This window comes from Hymenobacter glacieicola (assembly GCF_014640315.1).
In the GTDB taxonomy this organism is placed as follows: Bacteria; Bacteroidota; Bacteroidia; order Cytophagales; family Hymenobacteraceae; genus Hymenobacter; species Hymenobacter glacieicola.
The window spans coordinates 235,506-253,044 of record NZ_BMGS01000008.1 but is presented as its reverse complement, the minus strand read 5'-3'; the positions used below and the strand labels follow the sequence as shown (position 1 = coordinate 253,044).

The window sequence follows — 17,539 nt, the reverse complement described above, 5'->3', positions numbered from 1 at the left end:
TCTGCTAGCTTTGTTTCCGATGAAAATACTGGTTGTAGACGACGAAACCGACGTGCGCACGCTGTTTGAGCAGCGCTTCCGGCGGGAAATCCGCAGCGGGGTGCTGTCCTTTTCCTTTGCCTACTCCGGCGAGGAAGCCCTGACCTACCTGCACGAACACGCCTCGGAGGTGGTGCTCATTCTATCCGACATCAACATGCCCGGCATGAGTGGCCTGGAGCTGCTCAAGCACATCAAGCAGGAGTATGCCGCGCCCCCGCCCCCCGCCTCGCCCCTGGTGATGATGATTACGGCCTACGGCGACACGGAAAGCCGGGAGCAGGCCCTGGCCCTGGGGGCCAACGACTTCCTGACCAAGCCCGTAGATTTTGCGGCGCTCAAGGACAAATTACTCGTACTGGCTAGCCATGAAAACTAAGATTCTGGTCGTGGATGATGAGGCCGATCTGGAGCTCCTCATCAAGCAGAAATTTCGGCGCAAAATCCGGGAGAATGTGTATGAATTCGTGTTTGCCAGCAACGGGGAGGAAGCCCTGAACAGCGTGCGCACCCACCCCGATCTGGACATTATCCTCTCCGACATCAACATGCCCGTGATGGACGGGCTCACGCTGCTCACCAAGCTGCAGGAAACCAACCCGGTGCTGAAAACCGTCATGGTATCGGCCTACGGCGACATGCAGAACATCCGCACGGCCATGAACCGGGGCGCCTTCGACTTTGTGACCAAGCCGGTGGACTTTCAGGACCTGGAAGTAACCATGGAAAAAACGGCTCACCACGTGCAGCAGCTGCGCCAGACCCTACGGGCCATCCAGGAAAATAACATCCTGAAGATGTACGTGGACGAGACGGTGCTCAACTTCGTGGGCCGCCCCGATTTTGAAAACACGCTCATGGCCAGCGAAACGGTAGAAGCCACGGTGGTGTTCATCGACATCTGCGGCTTCACGTCGCTTTCGGAGGTGTTGCCTGCTTCGGCCGTCGTGACCATGCTTAACACCTACTTCGACCAGATGGTGAAGGAGATTATTGCCCAGGGCGGCTACGTGGATAAGTTTATGGGCGACGCCGTCATGGCCGTTTTCCGGGGCGAATACCACCTGGACCGGGCCGTGGATGCCGCTCTGGCCGTGCGCGCCGTGGTGCAGGCCAACCAGCACACCCTACCCAACGGCCAGGCCTACCAGCCCGAGGTCAGCATCGGCATCAACACCGGCGAAATGGTGTCGGGCAATATCGGTTCGGCCTCGCTTAAGCGCCTCGATTACACCGTTATCGGGGATAATGTCAACATCAGCCAGCGCCTGCAGTCCGTGGCCCAGCCCGGGCAGGTAATCGTGACGGAGGCCACCTACCAGCACCTGCGCGAGTCGTTCCAGTGCCGGCCCATCAAGGAAGTGACCCTGAAGAACAAGGCCCAACCCGTCATGATTTACGAGGTAGTGGCCTAACCTTTTCCGGCTCTTGCACCGATGTCGTTCTGCCAGCAGGTTTACCAATGCTGGCAGAACGACATCGGTGTGTAATATTACCTAAGTATTTATATTCGGTGGCAGCAGGCAACTGATACCGAAACAGACGCATCCTTTACCTGTCTATTCCTTTCACTTACAAGCTATTCCGTATGAAACGCTCCTTAATTCTGCTGCTTGATTTGCCGACCTGTACTATATTACGTTAAAGCAGAGTACTGGTAAACCAACGTATATTTTGACGAACAATATGCAGCTTCAAGACCTGGTGCAAATAGTCGCGGAATCACTGAATTCGGGCAGGCCATCTGTTGAAGAACAGCTTGGTTTAGATATTGAAACCAGTGATATCTATATGAAGGATAAAATAGATATTGACTCAGAACTTCATTTCTTTGATATAGAAGAAACTGAAGAATACATTTTGTATGTAAAGGATGGACAAGAATATACCGAGCTATTTATGTTGTGGCATGCTATTGAGTTAATAGAGGAATATATAAAACTTGAAAAACTAAGTATTAAAGATACTGCACTACGCCTTATTGAATATCGAATTAAGGATGCATAGACGTATATCGGTTTCCATTGCTCATGTGTAGGCTACCCGATGACAGTTGGCACCGGTTTGCTACGGGTATCGGTGTATCGGACTATGCAAAGCATTTGGAGTACTGAGCCAGCAGAAGTGGCTGTACATGGACCCTACCCACGACGCCTACGTGATGAACGAGCAAGGCAACCTGCTCAGCATTGAGGAAGTGCGTGAGCGGCTGCTCAACGGCAAGCCCCTGCTGCTAAACCCCACCGCCAACTGGAACCACAAGCAAACCACGACCAAGGAGGAATACCTGTACCGTTACATGGCCAAAAACCTCTACCAGCTAGAAACGCCCGTGAGCAGCGAGTACAACGCTGAAACCCGCGCCGACGGCAAGCACATCGAGTACATTCGGTTGGTGCCGCTCAGTGCCAAACCACGGTCGCTCAAGGCGATACAAGTCAACAAGACTACCCTGACCACCTACGCCACCAGCAACGCGGCCGCGTTCTGGCAGAAGCCTTAGGCCCTACCTTGCTCAAGCCTGCACTTTCTCGTTTTGCAGGCGCAGGCGCTGGCAGAGCACGCGCAGGATGTTGCGCAGCACTTCCCCGCGTTCTTCCATCACATCGTAAAAGTCTTCCTGATCGAGGCGGAAGGCTACCACCGCCGTTTGGGCGACGGCAGAAGCGGAACGCGGCTCGGCGTCGAGCAAGGCCAGCTCCCCGAAAAAGTCGCCTTTGCGGAAGGTAGCCAGCTGCTGGGAGCCGGTGAAGATGCCTACCTCGCCTTCGTGGACGATAAACAGCGACGTACCCAGGTCGCCCTTGGCAAAAATCTGCTGACCCGCGGCAAATTCTACCTCTTTCATGATGGGCACAATGCTGCTGAGCACGTTGGCCGGCGTGGCGGCGAACAAGGCGGTATGCTGTAGCACGGCTACTCGCTCGGCAGCCGAAATATGCGCGGTGGTGGTAGCGGAATGGCTCATAAGCGGAAGAGCAAGGTCGGGGTTGGAGGCTAGCAGGTGCGTGTACGCCGCCGCTTGCTGCCGGGCAAATCGGCCCAGCACATCCAGCGCCGTTTCCCGGATCAGCAAGTTAGGCGTGTGCAAGTGGGGTAGCAGCAGCGCCGCTGTAGCCGGGGTTGGCTGCCAGTGCTGCAAGGCCAGGCTGATGGTCCAGTCGGTGAAGGCGGCCTCACCCCGCCGGATGATGGTAACGGGCAGGGGTTCCGGCGCGGCGGGCGGACCCAACAGGGCGTCAAAGGCGCGGGCTTTTTCGGCTACAGGGTCTACTTCGAGCAGGGTTTGCAGGCCCTGGTACACGGGCCGCGGAATCAAATTATCGAGCACCTCCAGGGCGTTGGCCTGCCGCTCCCGGGTAGCGTGGGCCACGCCGCGCTGGGCATCGGCAATGAGGTGAGGCGGGTAGAGCTGCTGCAGCTCCCCGAACACCCGCTGCTGCACCCGGGCCACCTCGTAATCCAGGCTGGCCCGCACGGCTTTGTCGTGGGTGGCGGCCAGGCCGTGGAGCAGCAGCTGGGCTAGGCGCAATTCCTCCTGCACTAAGGCCTGAAACGTGGGCGCATCAGCGGCTAGTGGCGAAACCCCACGCAACGCCCGCAAGGCCGCTTCGCGCCGAAACAAGTGCGGCTGCTGGGCCAGCGCTACCAGTCCCCGCCGACTGGCCGGCTGGCGCAGGTGGCCACACAGCTGCGCTACCCGCCGAACAATAGCCTCATCGGAACTGGTTTGCAGGGTTTCCAGCAGCGTAGGCAGGGCTTGCTCGCCTAAGTTGAGCAGGGCATCGGTGGCTGCCGCGCGGGTTGTTTTGTCGGCTAAGGCGGCAATGTGGGCCCGCACATCCTCCGGACTTGCTGCTTCTCCGCTCCCGTTCACATGGGTTGTTTCCCCGGCTTCAGCTTCATCAGTCGCCGCCCCGAACCGGCGGCCAACGGCGTGTTGCAGCTCCGCGAGGTAGTGGCCGTGGGTGCGGTGCAGGAAAAACAAAGCTACCAGCACCAGCAAGCCCATCCAGCCAAAGGTCAGGCCGCGCTGGTCGGGTAGCAGAAAAAGTAGTCCGCCCGCCAATCCCAGGCCCAGCGGCTCATATAAGCCTTTAGCCAAGGTATGAGCTTCCAGGCGCTCAGCGGCGGGCAGGGGCTGAAACAGCACCAGAAACACCGGGTCGAACACAGCGCGGCGCAGCACTTCCAGCGTGATGAACAGGCCGCAGAAGTACAGCACCAGCGCATCGGGCGCGGCGGCAGGCAGCAGAGCGAACAGCCCCAGCCCGGCCAGCAGCACCACCGGCAGGGCCAGCAACACGCCGCGCACCCCTACCCTGTTGAGCACCTGCCCCGTCAGGATCAGCTTTACGACCAGGGCCAGCAGGTAGGCCACGGCCAGCACGGTGCCCACGTACCGCATCACCAGGGCCTGGTCGTGGAAGCGGTGCTTTACATTCACGAAAAACGAGTACTCAATGCCCGTGGTAACCGCCGCCAGGGCCAGCATGCTCAGGCACATCGTCAGGACCAAGCGGCTGCTCCCGAACCAGCGCTGCAGGCGCGGGGCCACGGCTTGGGTACGCAGGGCGCGGGCCGCCGAGCGGGCCTCCACCAAGTGGGAGCGGTTGGTTTGCTGCAGCACCAACAGGGCGCCTATATAGGCTCCAAAGGCCGTTAGCAGCAGCCACAGCAGCTCCGTATGATGGTGAATCAGGATGGCCAGCACGGCCCCGAGGGCCTTGGCAGGCATGTCGCCGGAGCTGATGACGCTGAACAGGCGCCGGCCCTGGCGCACATCAAACACCACCGCCGACACGCCCCAAAACTCCAGGTTGGTCAGCAGGTAAATTACCCGGTAGCCGGCCATAATCACCACGGCAGCCAGCACCGAATGCCCCACCGCCACTAGCACGCCCAGCACGGCCGTGAGGGCCACTACTGCCAGCAGCACCCGCACCGCTACCCGCTGCAAGCCCAGGTGGTGCTCAAAGTGGGCGTACAGCTTGCCGGCCGCCAGCATGAGCAGGGCGGCCGCCCCGTACGCCAGGGGCAAGTTGCGCTCCGGGTTGTTTTCCAGCAGAATGACGTTGGCCGAAACGTACACCAGAATGGTGCCGATGCCCAGCAGGAAGTTGTGCAGAAAGAATAATCCCACCGTGCGGCCTTCCTCAGGACGAATGCCCAGTAGCTGCTGCCAGCGTGCAAGTAGTGTCATTCCAAATTCGAGGGTAAGAACCAGAAGCCGCAAGATAGAACCCTGGCGCGGCACAACCCGGGTTTTTCGGTGGATCAGTTTATATCGGAACAGCCGAAAACAGCCTAGTGCTCATTCCGAGCGGCGCGGCAAATTTGGGTTTATCGTTAAGCAGCTGACCCAGATTGCTCGCCCCGCTCGGCATGACAGCACAAAAGCACTTGCCAGATAAAACCTGACCAGGGTTATTTTCGGAGTTGCGGCCAGGCAAACTGCCGGGGGTGCCCGCGGCGGCCCGCATTTGCTTACGGCTCCACCAGTACGTTGGCCAGCACCTGTTCCAGCGCCTCGAATAGCTCCTCATTGCCTGGTTGCACGTAGGTACTTAGCGCGGCCTCAAAGCGGTTGACATCGTAGAGGAACGCCTTCAGGTTATCGGGGGTAATGGCCTCGAAGTGGCGGCCGTAGCCCAGTTTTTGCACCTGGGCCGCGTTCAGAAACTGCTCAAACTGGGCCGGAATGGGCACGGCGCAAATGGGCTTGTGCAAGTACACGGCTTCGCTGATCAAGGAAAAGCCCCCGTTGGTTACCACGGCGCGGGCACTGGCCAAATCGGCCAGGAAGCCCTGCTCGCTGAAGGCCCGGAGCTGCACATTGCCGTGGCTTTCCTCCTTGTTGAAGCCGTACACCCGAAACTCCTGGTCGGGCAGCTGCTGCAGCTGGGCAATGAGGTCTTTCTGGGTGGTAGCGGATTGATACACTAGCACGTGCGCGCCGCGGGTGGGCTGCAGGGCCAGCACCTCGGGCCGCAGAATGGGCGCTACCAGCGTGGTGCGCTCCTTAATCAAGGGCAGGCGGAAGAAGGTGGAAACCAGGTAGTGGCGGCTGCGGGGCAGCTTGGCCCGCACAATCTGCCGGGCCAGGGTCAGGTTCTGGCGCTCCTGGGGCGGCACCGGCACGTCTAGCTCGGCCCGACTGATAATCTGCATGTTATCAATGCTGATGACGGGTAGGCCCTTCCATTTGGCGAACAGAAAGCTGAACGACTCGAAATCGGAAATCACTACCTCAGGCTCGAAATCACAGAGCAGCTCCCGGTACTTGCGGAAGTTCACCCGCAGATTCTCGGGGGCCGAGCGCAAGGTAAGCGCCGCCGTGCGCGACTTCGACACCGTCAGCTCCTTGTACGCCAGATGAAAGCCCCTGATTTCGTGGACCCGGCCGGGGAAGTTGGCCGCCAGCATCTGGTAGGCCCGCGAGCTGCTTACCACGCACACGTTGTGGCCCTGGCTGAGCAGGTGGCCAATTACGACTTTGCTGCGGGTGGCATGGCCGAGCCCCTCGCCGGGCACTCCGTACAGAATATTCATTGCGTAGCTGCTGATATGATGCGGCGAAAGTACGGCGACCGGGGCGGAGGTAGGGAAGCACCACCCATGTTTACCCACAAAAAAGCCCGACCAGTTGGCCGGGCTTTTTTGTGGGTGCAAGGCGCCGTTAGCGGCGGCCGGAAGGTACGCGAAACTGCAGACCCAGGCTCGGAATAAACGTGAAGCCGCTGAGCTTGGTGGTTCTGTTGTTCAGCAGCTGGAACTCGCCGTAGTTCTGGTAGTACACCGAAAGGGCAGGAATAACGTAGGCGTAGCGGTAGCCCAGCTTGGCGTTGAAGAAGGCTCCGAAGGAGCTGAAATTGCGCCGGGCCGTGGGTAGCTCCGGCACTTTACCCGTCGCGTAGCCGCTGCCGGGGCCGTTGTAGAGGTTGCCCGGCGTGAGGCCGTAGCGCAGGAAAGTATGCGCGTATATAACCCCGTAGGATATAGCCCCAATTTCCTCTTCCACGCCCAAGGACCGGCTAAACACCAGCGGCACCAGCACATCGTGGCGGGTAGCCTTAAAGCCGAGCAGCGTGTTCACGTCGTCCAGAAACGGGATGCTGGGCAGCTTGGCCCGCTGCGTGGCGTACTGCAGGCCAATGCTGCCGTAGGTGGCGCCCGCCTCCCGGCTGCCGGGGTTTTCGGGCGTGCCCGTGGGCCCCAGAAACTGGTACATGGCGTCGAAAACGTGGGAGCCAAAGGCGTATTTGTAGCCCACATCAAGGCGCTCAATTACCCCGTAGCGAATGTAGAGGTCGGAGGAGGGCCGCACCGGGTCCAGGGCGTAGGCAATAGCCGCCACTTGCAGCTTTTCTACCGTCTGATTGTAGTTAACCGTATCGTTAGCCGCTTTATTGGCCAGATTCTCGGCGGCCGATTTCAGGGTTGATCCTACCTTGCCAATGGTTTGGGTGGGAGCGTTGAACGAGACGTTGCCGCCCACCCGAAACTCGCCCCGGGGCGTAACCTTGCCCGTGCTCACGATGGCGCGCGGGGCGGTGCAGGAGGCGGCGAACAGCAGGCTGGCTCCAGCGGCCAAGCTGAGCGCGGAGCGGAAGGTGGAGAAAAAATCCATAGAGCAGAAAGGCTAGACGCGACGAAAGCTGGCCCAGGGCCAAAACCAAGCCGAAAGTAGACAAAAGAGTCCGGGGCAAGATGCAGGCTAGGGCAGCTTGGGCCCATGGTTGAGTTCCTGTGCCTCCTGTTTACCCTCTGTTTTCCAGTGTTTTACATTAGTTTAAGCACGATTATAAGGGTAGCAAATAGGTCTATACCAGCGAAAAACCTAGTGGCTGATAGCGGCGCAAGTATGGAGCTTACGGTTACCGTAATGCTACGCCGGCGGCCAAAAATCCCGTAACTTTCCTTTCCGTTTCTGACTTTCGGCGCCCGTATGCTCCACTTTTACCTCAATAACCAGCTTATCCAAACCGACCAGCCTGCCGGTAGTACCCTGCTGGATTACGTGCGCTACCACCAGCACCTGACGGGTACCAAAATCGGGTGCCGCGAAGGCGACTGTGGGGCCTGCACGGTACTGGTGGGGGAGCTGACGCCGGACGCCGCCACGGTTACCTACCAGTCGATGACCTCCTGCCTGACCCCGCTCGGCAACGCCCACGGCAAGCATGTGGTAACAGTCGAGGGCATTAATGCGGCCCGTGGCGCGCTTACGCCCGTGCAGCAGGCCATTGTGGCCGAAGGCGGCTCCCAGTGCGGGTTTTGCACCGTGGGCTTTGTCATGTCCCTGACCGGCCACGCCCTTAGCTCCAGGCCCAGCACCCCGGAGTCGGTGCGGGCGGCCATGGACGGCAACATCTGCCGCTGCACCGGCTACAAAAGCCTGGAGCGGGCCGCCCAACACCTGCAAGAGCAGCTTACGCAGCGCCCGGCAACCGCTCCCCTACCCTGGTTGGCGGCGCAAGGCTTCGTGCCCTCCTACTTCGCCGACATGCCCGGCAAGCTCGCCGCCCTGCGCGACTTGGCCGCAAACGGCAACGGCGCAACGCCCGCCCCGGCACCCAACGGGCCTGAGGGCGGCCCCGGAACCCGGCTCCAGCTGCTGGGCGGCGGCACCGATGTGCTGGTGCAGCGCCCGGAGCACGTGCGCGCCGTGCCCGTGGAGCTACTCTACAATCAACCGGCCCTGCGCGGCATCCGGCGCACGGAGGCGGGCCTGATAATGCTGGGAGCGGCCACCACGGCCCAGCAGCTCCTGGAATCGGAGGTGATGCTGGCAGTGCTGCCGGCCCTGCCCCGCTTTCTGAAGCTGGTCAGCAGCACCCCCATTCGGCAGATGGGCACCGTGGCGGGCAACTTCATCAACGCTTCCCCTATCGGTGACTTAACCATTCTTTTTCTGGCTTTAGGCGCTGAAATTGAGCTGGAAGATGCCGCGGGCCAGCGCCGGAGCCTGCCGCTAGCCGAGCTGTACCGGGGCTACAAGCAGTTGGCTAAAGCCCCCGATGAGCAGGTGCGGGAAATCCGCTTCGTGGCCCCTACCCCCACCGACGTGTTCAACTTTGAAAAAGTATCGAAGCGCACCCACTTGGATATTGCCAGCGTGAACACCGCCGCCTGGCTGCGGATTGAAGACGGCATGATTCAGGAGGCGCGCCTGTCGGCGGGCGGGGTGGGGCCCGTTCCGCTGCTGTTGCGCCGCACCAGCGAGTGGCTGGCGGGCCAGCCCGTATCGGCCGAAACCGTGCAGCAAGCCCTAGCCCTAGCTCAGCAGGAAATCAGCCCGATTAGTGATGTGCGTGGCACCGAGCAATACAAGCGCCTGCTGCTCCGGCAGCTGCTCACGGCCCACTTCAATGAGGTAGTGAATCAGTAACTAAGTAAAGTGAATCAATCATCTGTCATCCTGAGGCGGTAGCCGAAGGACCTTATCAGGCGTGAACATGTCGTTGTTACGATTATCGTGCTGACGTGAGAAGGGCCTTCGCTCCCGCTCAGGATGACGTACCATTTATTTACCGCCTCGCTCAGTCACTACCTCACTCAGTCACCACTTCCCACCGCATGAACCACCTCGATCCGGCCCGCCACGTGCGCGGCGAGTCTCAGTACCTGGATGATATTCCGGTGCAGCACGGCACCTTGTACGCGGCGGTGGTGGAGTCGCCGGTGGCGCACGGACAGTTGCTGGGCCTGGATGTATCGGCCGCCCTGCAGCAGCCCGGCGTGGTGCGCATCATCACGGCCCAGGATATTCCCGGCGAAAACCAGATTGGCGGTATCGTGCCCGATGAGCCCCTGCTGGCCGAAGGCCACGTGCACTTCCGGGGCCAGCCGGTAGCCCTGGTACTGGCCGAATCGGAGCACGCCGCCCAGGCCGCCCTGCCTCACGTGCGGCTTGACATTGCGCCCCTGCCCGTGACAGTAGACCCGCGCGCCGCCGCCGCCCAGGGCGAGCTGATTGTCCCGCCCCGTACCTTCCGTCTCGGCGACTCAGGGGCGGCCTGGGCCGGGTGCGCGCACGTGTTTGAGGGAGTAGCCGAATCGGGGGGGCAGGAGCACCTATATATCGAAACCCAGGGCGCTTACGCCTTCCCCACCGAAATGGGCGGGGTCCGCATCGTGTCCTCCACCCAAGGTCCCACGGCCGTACAGCGGCACACCGCGCGCGTGCTGGGGGTCGGCATGCACCAAGTAGAAGTGGACGTTACCCGCCTGGGCGGGGGCTTTGGCGGCAAGGAAGACCAGGCCACGCCCTGGGGCGCCCTGGCTGGGCTGGGGGCGTTGGTAACCCGCCGCCCCGTGAAGCTGGTGCTGGACCGCATGGCCGACATGCGCATGACCGGCAAGCGCCACCCCTACTCCTCCGACTTTAAAATCGGGCTGGATGAGAACCTGAAAATTGTGGCCTATGAGGCTACCTTCTTCCAGAATGCCGGCGCGGCCGCTGACCTTTCCCCGGCCGTGCTGGAGCGCACCCTGTTCCACGCCACGAATACCTACTTTATTCCAAACGTAACGGCCACGGCCTACAGCTGCCGTACCAATCTGCCGCCCAACACGGCCTTCCGGGGCTTCGGCGGGCCGCAGGGCATGTTCGTGATAGAGTCGGCCATTGCCTGCGCCGCCGAGCGGCTGGGCCTGTCCGCCAGCGAGATTCAGCGCCGCAACCTGCTGCGCGAGGGCGACCTGTTGCCATACCGCCAGCCCACCGAAGGCTGCCACGCCGAGCAGGCCTGGGATACGGCCGCCGCGCTCTACAACCTGCCTGCCCTGCGCCGCGAGGTAGAAGAATTCAACCAGGCGCATAAGCTGGTGAAGAAGGGCCTGGCCGTGATGCCCATCTGCTTTGGCATTTCCTTTACCAAAACGGCCATGAACCAGGCCCGCGCGCTGGTGCACATCTATACCGATGGCTCGGTGGGCGTGAGCACCGGGGCGGTGGAAATGGGCCAGGGCGTGAACACCAAAATGGCGCAGGTAGCCGCCCAAACGCTGGGCATTTCGGTTAGCCGCGTCAAGGTAGAAAGCACCAATACCACCCGCGTAGCCAACACCTCGCCCTCGGCCGCCTCCGCTACCGCCGACCTCAACGGCAAAGCCACGGAGCTGGCCTGCCGGGCCCTGCGCGAGCGGCTGCTCCGGTTGGCGGCCACCGAGCTGAAACTGGAGTACGAGGGCTTGCACATTGAAAACGAGCAGGTGCTGGCCGCCGGCAAGCCCGCCGGCTCAACCTGGGAGAAGCTGGTTTCGGCGGCGTACTGGCAGCGCATCAGCCTCTCGGAAAACGCCCACTATGCCACGCCTGATCTGCATTTCGATGCCGAAACCAACCAGGGCTACCCCTTTGCCTACCACGTGTACGGCACGGCTCTTACCACCGTGCGCGTAGATTGTCTGCGCGGTACGTATGAGGTAGAAGCGGTGCGCATTGCCCACGATTTCGGCCAGAGCCTAAACCCAGCCATCGACCGGGGGCAGATTGAGGGCGGCGCCGTGCAGGGCATTGGCTGGATGACTCTGGAGGAGTTGGTGTACAACGAAGAAGGCCGCCTGCTCAGCAATTCCCTGAACTCCTATAAAATCCCGGACCTGTACTCAGCCCCCAAGGTGCTGGACGTGCATTTCCTGGACACACCCGGCCACCCGCGGGCCATTATGCGCTCCAAGGCCGTGGGCGAGCCGCCGCTCATGTACGGCATTGGCACCTATTTCGCGCTCCGCGACGCCGTGCGGGCTTTCCGCCCCGATGCTCCCCTGCCTTTCTCGGCCCCCATGACGCCGGAGAAAGTGCTGCTTAATCTGTACCCCGACGCACCTACCACCCCCACCGCTTGGACCTCACCCGCTCAACTCAACTACGTAACCACTTCCGTGGATTCCTGATTTACGCCGCCGGCGACACCGTCGCGGCGCTTTTACTGCACGAATTTTCCTGGGGCCGCTTGCTGGGTATGGCCCTCGTTGGCGGCCTGCTTTACTCCTGGGAGGTGCCCGCTTATTTCCGCTGGCTCGACCAGCGCGTTCCGTCCAGCGCTACCGCCAGTCTGGGTGCCAAGTGGATGCGGGCGGCTTTGTCGCTGGCCTACTTCAATCCGCTCTGGATTGCCCGGCACTACGTGTTTCTGCGGTTTTTCTCGGGTCATCCGGAGCAAATTACCTGGGACCTGGTGCCGCTGGCTACCCGCTCGTTCGTGCTCAATATTCCGGTTTCGCTGCTGGTGAACTACTACATTCAGAACCGGGTGTCGGCGGAGTGGCGCTTCGTGGTCAGCGCCGTGTTTTCGGGGGTAATGGCCGTGTACTATGCCCTAAGCGCCGCGTGGCTGTAAGGGAGCCGCTTCGGTTGCCGCCTTACGTTTCGTTCACTTTTCATTTCCATGATTTCTGCTGCCTCGCCTTTTGCTTCCGTTCCACGCGACTTGCCGGTGTGGGAGTACGCGGCCGCTTGTTTGCGGGAGCAGGTGGGGGTAGCCTTGCTGTGCGTGCTCGACAGCCAGGGCAGCAGCCCCGGCCGGCAGGGATTCAAAATGGCCGTAACGGCCGATACACTGGTCGGCTCCATTGGCGGGGGCATTATGGAGCACAAGTTTGTGGAGCTGGCCCGTACCCTGCTACCCAGACCTGACGCTGCGCCGGTACTACGCCACCAGATTCACCGAAAAGAGGCTCCCGCGGACCGCTCCGGACTCATCTGCTCCGGCGAGCAGTGGGTGCTCGTTTTCCCGCTCCGGGCAGCCGACTTACCTACGCTGGAAGGCATCGTGCAGGCCTTGCGCACCCACGCGGGCGGGCAGGTGCAGCTTTCAGGGGAGCGGGGGTTAGAGTTGAATTTGGCTACGTCCGGTACTGGCTTTGACTTTACTACCCGCGGGGCCCACTGGCACTACGCCGAGCGCCTCGGCTTCCGCGACCACGCCATTATTGTGGGGGCCGGACACGTGGGTCTGGCGCTGTCCAGGGTGCTGGCCACGCTGGAGTTTGAGCTAACCGTTCTTGACGACCGAACTGGCCTGAATACGCAACAGCAGAATCCCTTCGCTCATCATAAGCGCACCGTAGCCTACGAGCAGCTGGCCCAGGAAATTCCGGAAAACTCCGCGCAGTACGTGGTGCTGATGACCTTCGGCTACCGCACCGACCTGATAGCCCTGCGCCAGCTCCTGCAGCGGCGGCTGCGGTACGTGGGTGTGATGGGCAGCGCGGCCAAAATTCAGGAGCTGCTGGCCACACTTCGGGCCGAAGGCGTACCAGACGACGTTTTGGCGCGCGTGCACGCTCCCATCGGCTTGCCCATTCACAGCCGCACGCCCGAAGAAATTGCCATCAGCATTGCCGCCCAGCTGATTCAGGAACGCAACCGGCCGCTGAAGTAGCACTATCCTCTACCGAAGCTGACGCTACCCCAGCGCCGTAGCAAGCGCGAATGTCCCGCCTCCGGGTTGTTTAGTTACCTTCTTCCGCCGTATTGTTGCCCTGCAGGTAGCCGGCTGTGAAGACGTGATACTGGTCGAAAATAGAGCGCACGGAACGCCGGAGCACGATTTCGCCCTGGGGGCCGGAGGGCACGCTCACGCCCGAGGCATAGCCGTTCCACACGGCCCGGTTGGTGCGGTTATCAATCAGGGTAACCAGCAAGGTGCCTTCTGATAAGAGCAGCCGCACTGGCTGGTAGCCTTTGCGGGCGTCCTTGGGCGTGTCCTCGTCTTCGGTGTCGCCGTTCTGCACCCACTTAGTGAAGTCGTCTTGGCTGTAGCCCCGAAAGCGCATATCTCCCTCAAACAAGCGAAAGTTCACCAGCAGGTCGGGCCGGCGGCGGGTGGGGCGGTAGCCCTGAATTTTCATGCGCGTACGAATGGCGTCGCGGACGGCTTCGCCGAGCCGACTGGAGTCGGAGTTGATTCCGTCCCCGCTGATAAATTCGTAGGTCCGATAATGCCGAAACTGGCCGGCATAGCTGTAATCAGATTCCACGCGCGCCTCCCGCGACATAAGGCACCCCGACAGTAGTAGGCTGCCGCCGGTCAGCAGCGTAACAAGCAGTTTCATAGGCTCAGAAAGGTTAAAGCATCCTACCCCTAAAATACGAAACCTAGTTCGCTTGCCTACTGCTAGTTAGTTTAAAATTACGGGTCGGGCTTCGAAACCCCGCAGCCGTTATAATCCGGCACTTTCAGCCGGCAGAATACTTTTCTCCAACACGAGGGTCAGGCCCCGCTCGCCCTGCACCGTCCCCACAATATCGAAGCCCATCCGCAGGTTGAGCACCAGCATGGACCGCCAGCGGTTTAGCGTCTGGGTCCTAATTGAGCGGTAGCCCTGCTGCTGGCCCCAGGCATGCTGCTGGCGCATGAGTTCCTGGGCCAGCCCCCGCCGCCGGAAGTCCGGATGCACGCCGCCCAGCCAGCTATAGTAGTGCCCGGGTTTTCGCTCGTAACCCAGCTTGCACGCTACCAGCTGTGCATCGGCCCAGGCCAGCCAGGCCTGCACGGGTTGCCGCTGCTGCTGGTACCACAGCTCGGCAGCCCAGTCAGAAACGAGCGTATCCGGAAATATCTGGTGCAGTAGCTCCGCCAGCGCATCTCGGTCTGATTCGGCAACTAAATCGGCTAGCAGGCGAAAGGTATGGTTCATGCGCAGCAAGGTAGGGCAGTAACCTTCATATGCTACGTACAAAAGTTGCTACTTACTATTCAAATACTATTGCTACCTATTTTTCTTTTTCGCAGTACCATTAAATACAGCCCGCACATATTTATCCGGACACAAATAGACTTTACGGTCAGCAGCAATTGATATATAGTAAATATTGTCAGGCAAAGCGCAGCGAAACGTCTTGCGTGCTGAGGTTGCAACGCTATGCAGGCATCAGCTTATAAGATGCTGCGCTCTGCATGACGGACTTATTGGTTAATGTGGATAGTTTAAGATGCAGTTGAAATGAAATTGATTCACTTTACCTATTTCACCTTCCGAAATATGTTAGCCATAGTTTCTGAATCCAGCGCTTCCATATCGACGAGCTTTAATGATTTGACCATTTTGAGCGTAGTCGTTTTGTATTTCTGGAAATGCGGCGTTTTTAAGTGAGCCTGGTAGGCCTCCTGATTAGCGTATATTTCCAATATTCTTATCTGCGTAGAATTACTTTTCTGATACATCGGATAAATTGAAATTACACCTGGCTCCAACTTTACCGATGCCCGTGATTCATCCTTGAGAATGGCTTTATATTCCTGGAGATAATTTGGATGAATTTCTATTTCAGATAGACGAACTATCATGCTGCTTTTCTGGGCCAACGCGCTGCCGCATGACAGCAAGGCGACTAGGGTAACTAGGCAACTCTTCATGTGATGGGGCTTTATGGTTTAGTTAAAAACTCCTGCTATTCTAAAATAAAGCAGCTATTTAAAGTAGAAACGGTATCAACCAAATAGTCGGAAACGAGCCTATCAACATGGCCGAGAGCATACTGATATGCTCTCGGGAGTTAGTTTTCTTGCGTCAGTTTCCGGCAGCCGCTTTTATTGATATCCGGCAGCTTGCAGCTGGAACAGCTCGGCGTAGCGGCCGCCGCGCTCCAGCAGTTCCTGGTGGCTCCCAATTTCCACGAATTGCCCGTTCTCGATGACCAGAATCCGGTCGGCCATGCGCACGGTGCTGAAGCGGTGACTGATGAGCACGGCCGTTTTGCCCTGGGTCAGGTCCTTAAAGCGCTGGAACACCTCGTACTCGGCGCGGGCATCGAGGGCGGCGGTGGGCTCGTCGAGGATGAGCAGTTGGGCGTCGCGCATGTAGGCGCGGCCCAGGGCAATTTTCTGCCACTCGCCCCCGCTCAGGTCCACGCCGCCGTTGAAGCGGCGGCCAATCATCTGGTCGTAGCCCTGGGGTAGCTTGGCAATAACGGAATCGGCCAGGCTCTGGGCGGCTGCTTGCTCAATGCGCGGCTGATTGTCTTTCTGCTCGATGCGGCCCACGGCCAGGTTCTGGCCCGCCGGCAGCTGGAAGCGCACAAAGTCCTGAAATATCACCCCGATTTCCTGGCGCAACTCAGCCGGGTCGTACTCGCGTAGGTCGTAGCCATCGAGCAGGATGCGGCCTTCGGTGGGGTCGTAGAGCCGGGACAGCAGCTTAACGAGGGTGGTTTTGCCGGCTCCGTTTTCGCCTACCAGGGCCAGCTTTTCGCCGGCTTGCAGGGTGAAGTTGAGGTTACGTAACGCCCATTTTTCGGCGTTGCGGTACTTAAAGCCCATGTTTTCAAACCGGAATCCCTCCCGGATAGGATGCGGAAACGGCCGCACCGGCTGGGTTTTGTCGCGGCGGATGCGGGGCTGCAGGTGGAAGAAGTCGAAGAAGTCCTGGAGGTAGAGCGCCCCTTCGGCTACCGAGCTGAACCGGCTCAGAATGCCTTCCAGCAGCCCCCGCATCCGCCCGAAAGAGCCGGCCAGAAACGTGAGCTGTCCAATGGAAATCTGCCCGCGCACGGCTTGGCTGATGATGTAGACGTAGGCGGCGTAGTAACCGCCCGCGCCCACCGCCGCAAAAAAGGCGCCCCAGCCCGCCCGCCGCATCACCAGGGACTTGTTCTGCTGATAAAACTGGTCCGACAACGTCCGGAACCGCTCAATCAGAAAGCCTGAGAGGCCGAAAATCTTGACCTCTTTGGCCGTTTCATCGGAAGCGCCAGTTTGGCGCAGGTAGTCCAGCTCGCGGCGCTCGGGCGTCCAGCCGTGCACCAGGGAATAGCTGCGCTCATTAAAGTGCGACTCGCCCAGAAAGGCCGGCACCACCGCTACCAGCAACAGCAGCAGCAGCCAGGGGTTGAAGGCCGTGAGGCCCACGGCCAGAAACACCATGGTAATAAAGTCCTGGGCCTGGCTGAGCACCTGAGCCATGAGCACCGTGCGCGACAGAGTCTAGCGGCGGGCCCGTTCCAGCTTGTCGTAAAAGGCGCTGTCCTCAAACTGGTCCAGGTCCAGCTCGGCGGCGTGCTGCATAAGGCGCACCGAGGTTTGGTTAGCAAACAAGTCGCCCAGCAAGGAATCCAGCAGGGCCACGCCCCGCCCCAGCGCATCCGACAGAATGGCCAGGCCAAACTCCAGGGCCACCAGCGTCAGCACGGGCGTGAGGGCCCGCTCGGTAGCCGGCTGGCGGCTCAGCTGCACCACCGTATCGAGGATAAGCTGGCCGATGTAAAGCATGGCCACCGGCAGGGCTGCCCGCAGCAGGCGCAGCCCCACATTGCCTAAGGTAAGCGCCGGACTGGTCTGCCAAATCAGGCGCAGAAACTCCGGCAGGTTTTTGAGGGCCGAAAACCGCTCTTTCACCGTCAGGCTGGGCTTGCCATCGGGGCGCGGTTTTTTGGCCGATATAGTGGAGAGAAACGAATCAGAACGAGCCATATGCGGGCTATACGGCACACTCCGGGCCGAAGTGCCAGAGCCGCCGTTTTGGCAGGGCAACTTGGTTTAGTTGCTGCAAG

14 protein-coding genes and 1 pseudogene are annotated in these 17,539 nt (G+C 60.2%); 8 read left to right on the top strand and 7 right to left on the bottom strand.

The annotated features are described in order from the left end of the window. Positions 1-19: 19 nt before the first annotated feature. The 4 genes from IEW18_RS15945 to IEW18_RS15930 all read left to right on the top strand — a co-directional run bounded on the left by IEW18_RS15945 (position 20) and on the right by IEW18_RS15930 (position 2,542). Positions 20-418 carry a response regulator gene (locus IEW18_RS15945; protein ID WP_188558859.1) on the top strand — a complete coding sequence of 133 codons (399 nt, stop codon included), beginning with the start codon at positions 20-22 and terminating at the stop codon, positions 416-418. Further along, entirely contained in the window at positions 408-1,454 is a 1,047-nt protein-coding gene (locus IEW18_RS15940) for an adenylate/guanylate cyclase domain-containing protein (protein WP_188558858.1), read from the top strand. The genes IEW18_RS15945 and IEW18_RS15940 overlap by 11 nt, the downstream gene beginning before the upstream one ends. Positions 1,455-1,725: 271 nt before the next feature. Beyond that, complete coding sequence (locus IEW18_RS15935) at positions 1,726-2,046, top strand: hypothetical protein (RefSeq protein ID WP_188558857.1); 321 nt, start codon at positions 1,726-1,728, stop codon at positions 2,044-2,046. Between the two features lie 127 nt (positions 2,047-2,173). Further along, a complete protein-coding gene (locus IEW18_RS15930) occupies positions 2,174-2,542 on the top strand; it encodes a hypothetical protein (RefSeq protein ID WP_188558856.1) in 369 nt (122 codons plus the stop codon). A 12-nt stretch (positions 2,543-2,554) separates the two neighbouring features. Here the strand turns inward: IEW18_RS15930 and IEW18_RS15925 are convergent, their stop codons facing one another. From IEW18_RS15925 to IEW18_RS15915, 3 genes are all read right to left on the bottom strand, one after another. Continuing rightward, the gene (locus IEW18_RS15925; RefSeq protein WP_188558855.1) at positions 2,555-5,242 is read right to left on the bottom strand and encodes a cyclic nucleotide-binding domain-containing protein; all 2,688 of its coding nucleotides are present in this window, start codon (positions 5,240-5,242) and stop codon (positions 2,555-2,557) included. 284 nt (positions 5,243-5,526) lie between these two features. Then, entirely contained in the window at positions 5,527-6,591 is a 1,065-nt protein-coding gene (locus IEW18_RS15920; RefSeq protein ID WP_188558854.1) for an MJ1255/VC2487 family glycosyltransferase, read from the bottom strand. A 127-nt stretch (positions 6,592-6,718) separates the two neighbouring features. After that, the gene (locus tag IEW18_RS15915) at positions 6,719-7,669 is read right to left on the bottom strand and encodes a hypothetical protein (RefSeq protein ID WP_188558853.1); all 951 of its coding nucleotides are present in this window, start codon (positions 7,667-7,669) and stop codon (positions 6,719-6,721) included. Positions 7,670-7,987: 318 nt separating this feature from the next. On the opposite strand from IEW18_RS15915, the gene IEW18_RS15910 reads away from it, so the two are divergent. The 4 genes from IEW18_RS15910 (at position 7,988) to IEW18_RS15895 (ending at position 13,430) form a co-directional block, all read left to right on the top strand. After that, positions 7,988-9,430, top strand: a complete 1,443-nt coding sequence (locus IEW18_RS15910) for an FAD binding domain-containing protein (protein WP_188558852.1) — start codon at positions 7,988-7,990, stop codon at positions 9,428-9,430. Between the two features lie 188 nt (positions 9,431-9,618). Further along, the gene (locus tag IEW18_RS15905; RefSeq protein WP_188558851.1) at positions 9,619-11,940 is read left to right on the top strand and encodes a xanthine dehydrogenase molybdopterin binding subunit; all 2,322 of its coding nucleotides are present in this window, start codon (positions 9,619-9,621) and stop codon (positions 11,938-11,940) included. After that, complete coding sequence (locus tag IEW18_RS15900) at positions 11,889-12,386, top strand: hypothetical protein (RefSeq protein WP_188558850.1); 498 nt, start codon at positions 11,889-11,891, stop codon at positions 12,384-12,386. The genes IEW18_RS15905 and IEW18_RS15900 overlap by 52 nt, the downstream gene beginning before the upstream one ends. 48 nt (positions 12,387-12,434) lie before the next feature. After that, complete coding sequence (locus IEW18_RS15895; protein WP_188558849.1) at positions 12,435-13,430, top strand: XdhC family protein; 996 nt, start codon at positions 12,435-12,437, stop codon at positions 13,428-13,430. Positions 13,431-13,500: 70 nt separating this feature from the next. Here IEW18_RS15895 and IEW18_RS15890 read toward each other — a convergent pair whose 3' ends face one another. From IEW18_RS15890 to IEW18_RS15875, 4 genes and pseudogenes are all read right to left on the bottom strand, one after another. Continuing rightward, a complete protein-coding gene (locus tag IEW18_RS15890; protein ID WP_188558848.1) occupies positions 13,501-14,103 on the bottom strand; it encodes a DUF4136 domain-containing protein in 603 nt (200 codons plus the stop codon). A gap of 108 nt (positions 14,104-14,211) precedes the next feature. Next, positions 14,212-14,688: a GNAT family N-acetyltransferase gene (locus tag IEW18_RS15885; RefSeq protein ID WP_188558847.1), complete on the bottom strand. Its 477-nt coding sequence runs from the start codon at positions 14,686-14,688 to the stop codon at positions 14,212-14,214. A 326-nt stretch (positions 14,689-15,014) separates the two neighbouring features. Continuing rightward, the gene (locus IEW18_RS15880; RefSeq protein WP_229728780.1) at positions 15,015-15,407 is read right to left on the bottom strand and encodes a putative quinol monooxygenase; all 393 of its coding nucleotides are present in this window, start codon (positions 15,405-15,407) and stop codon (positions 15,015-15,017) included. A gap of 174 nt (positions 15,408-15,581) precedes the next feature. Next, positions 15,582-17,459, bottom strand: a pseudogene (locus tag IEW18_RS15875) (ABC transporter ATP-binding protein). Positions 17,460-17,539: the final 80 nt, after the last annotated feature.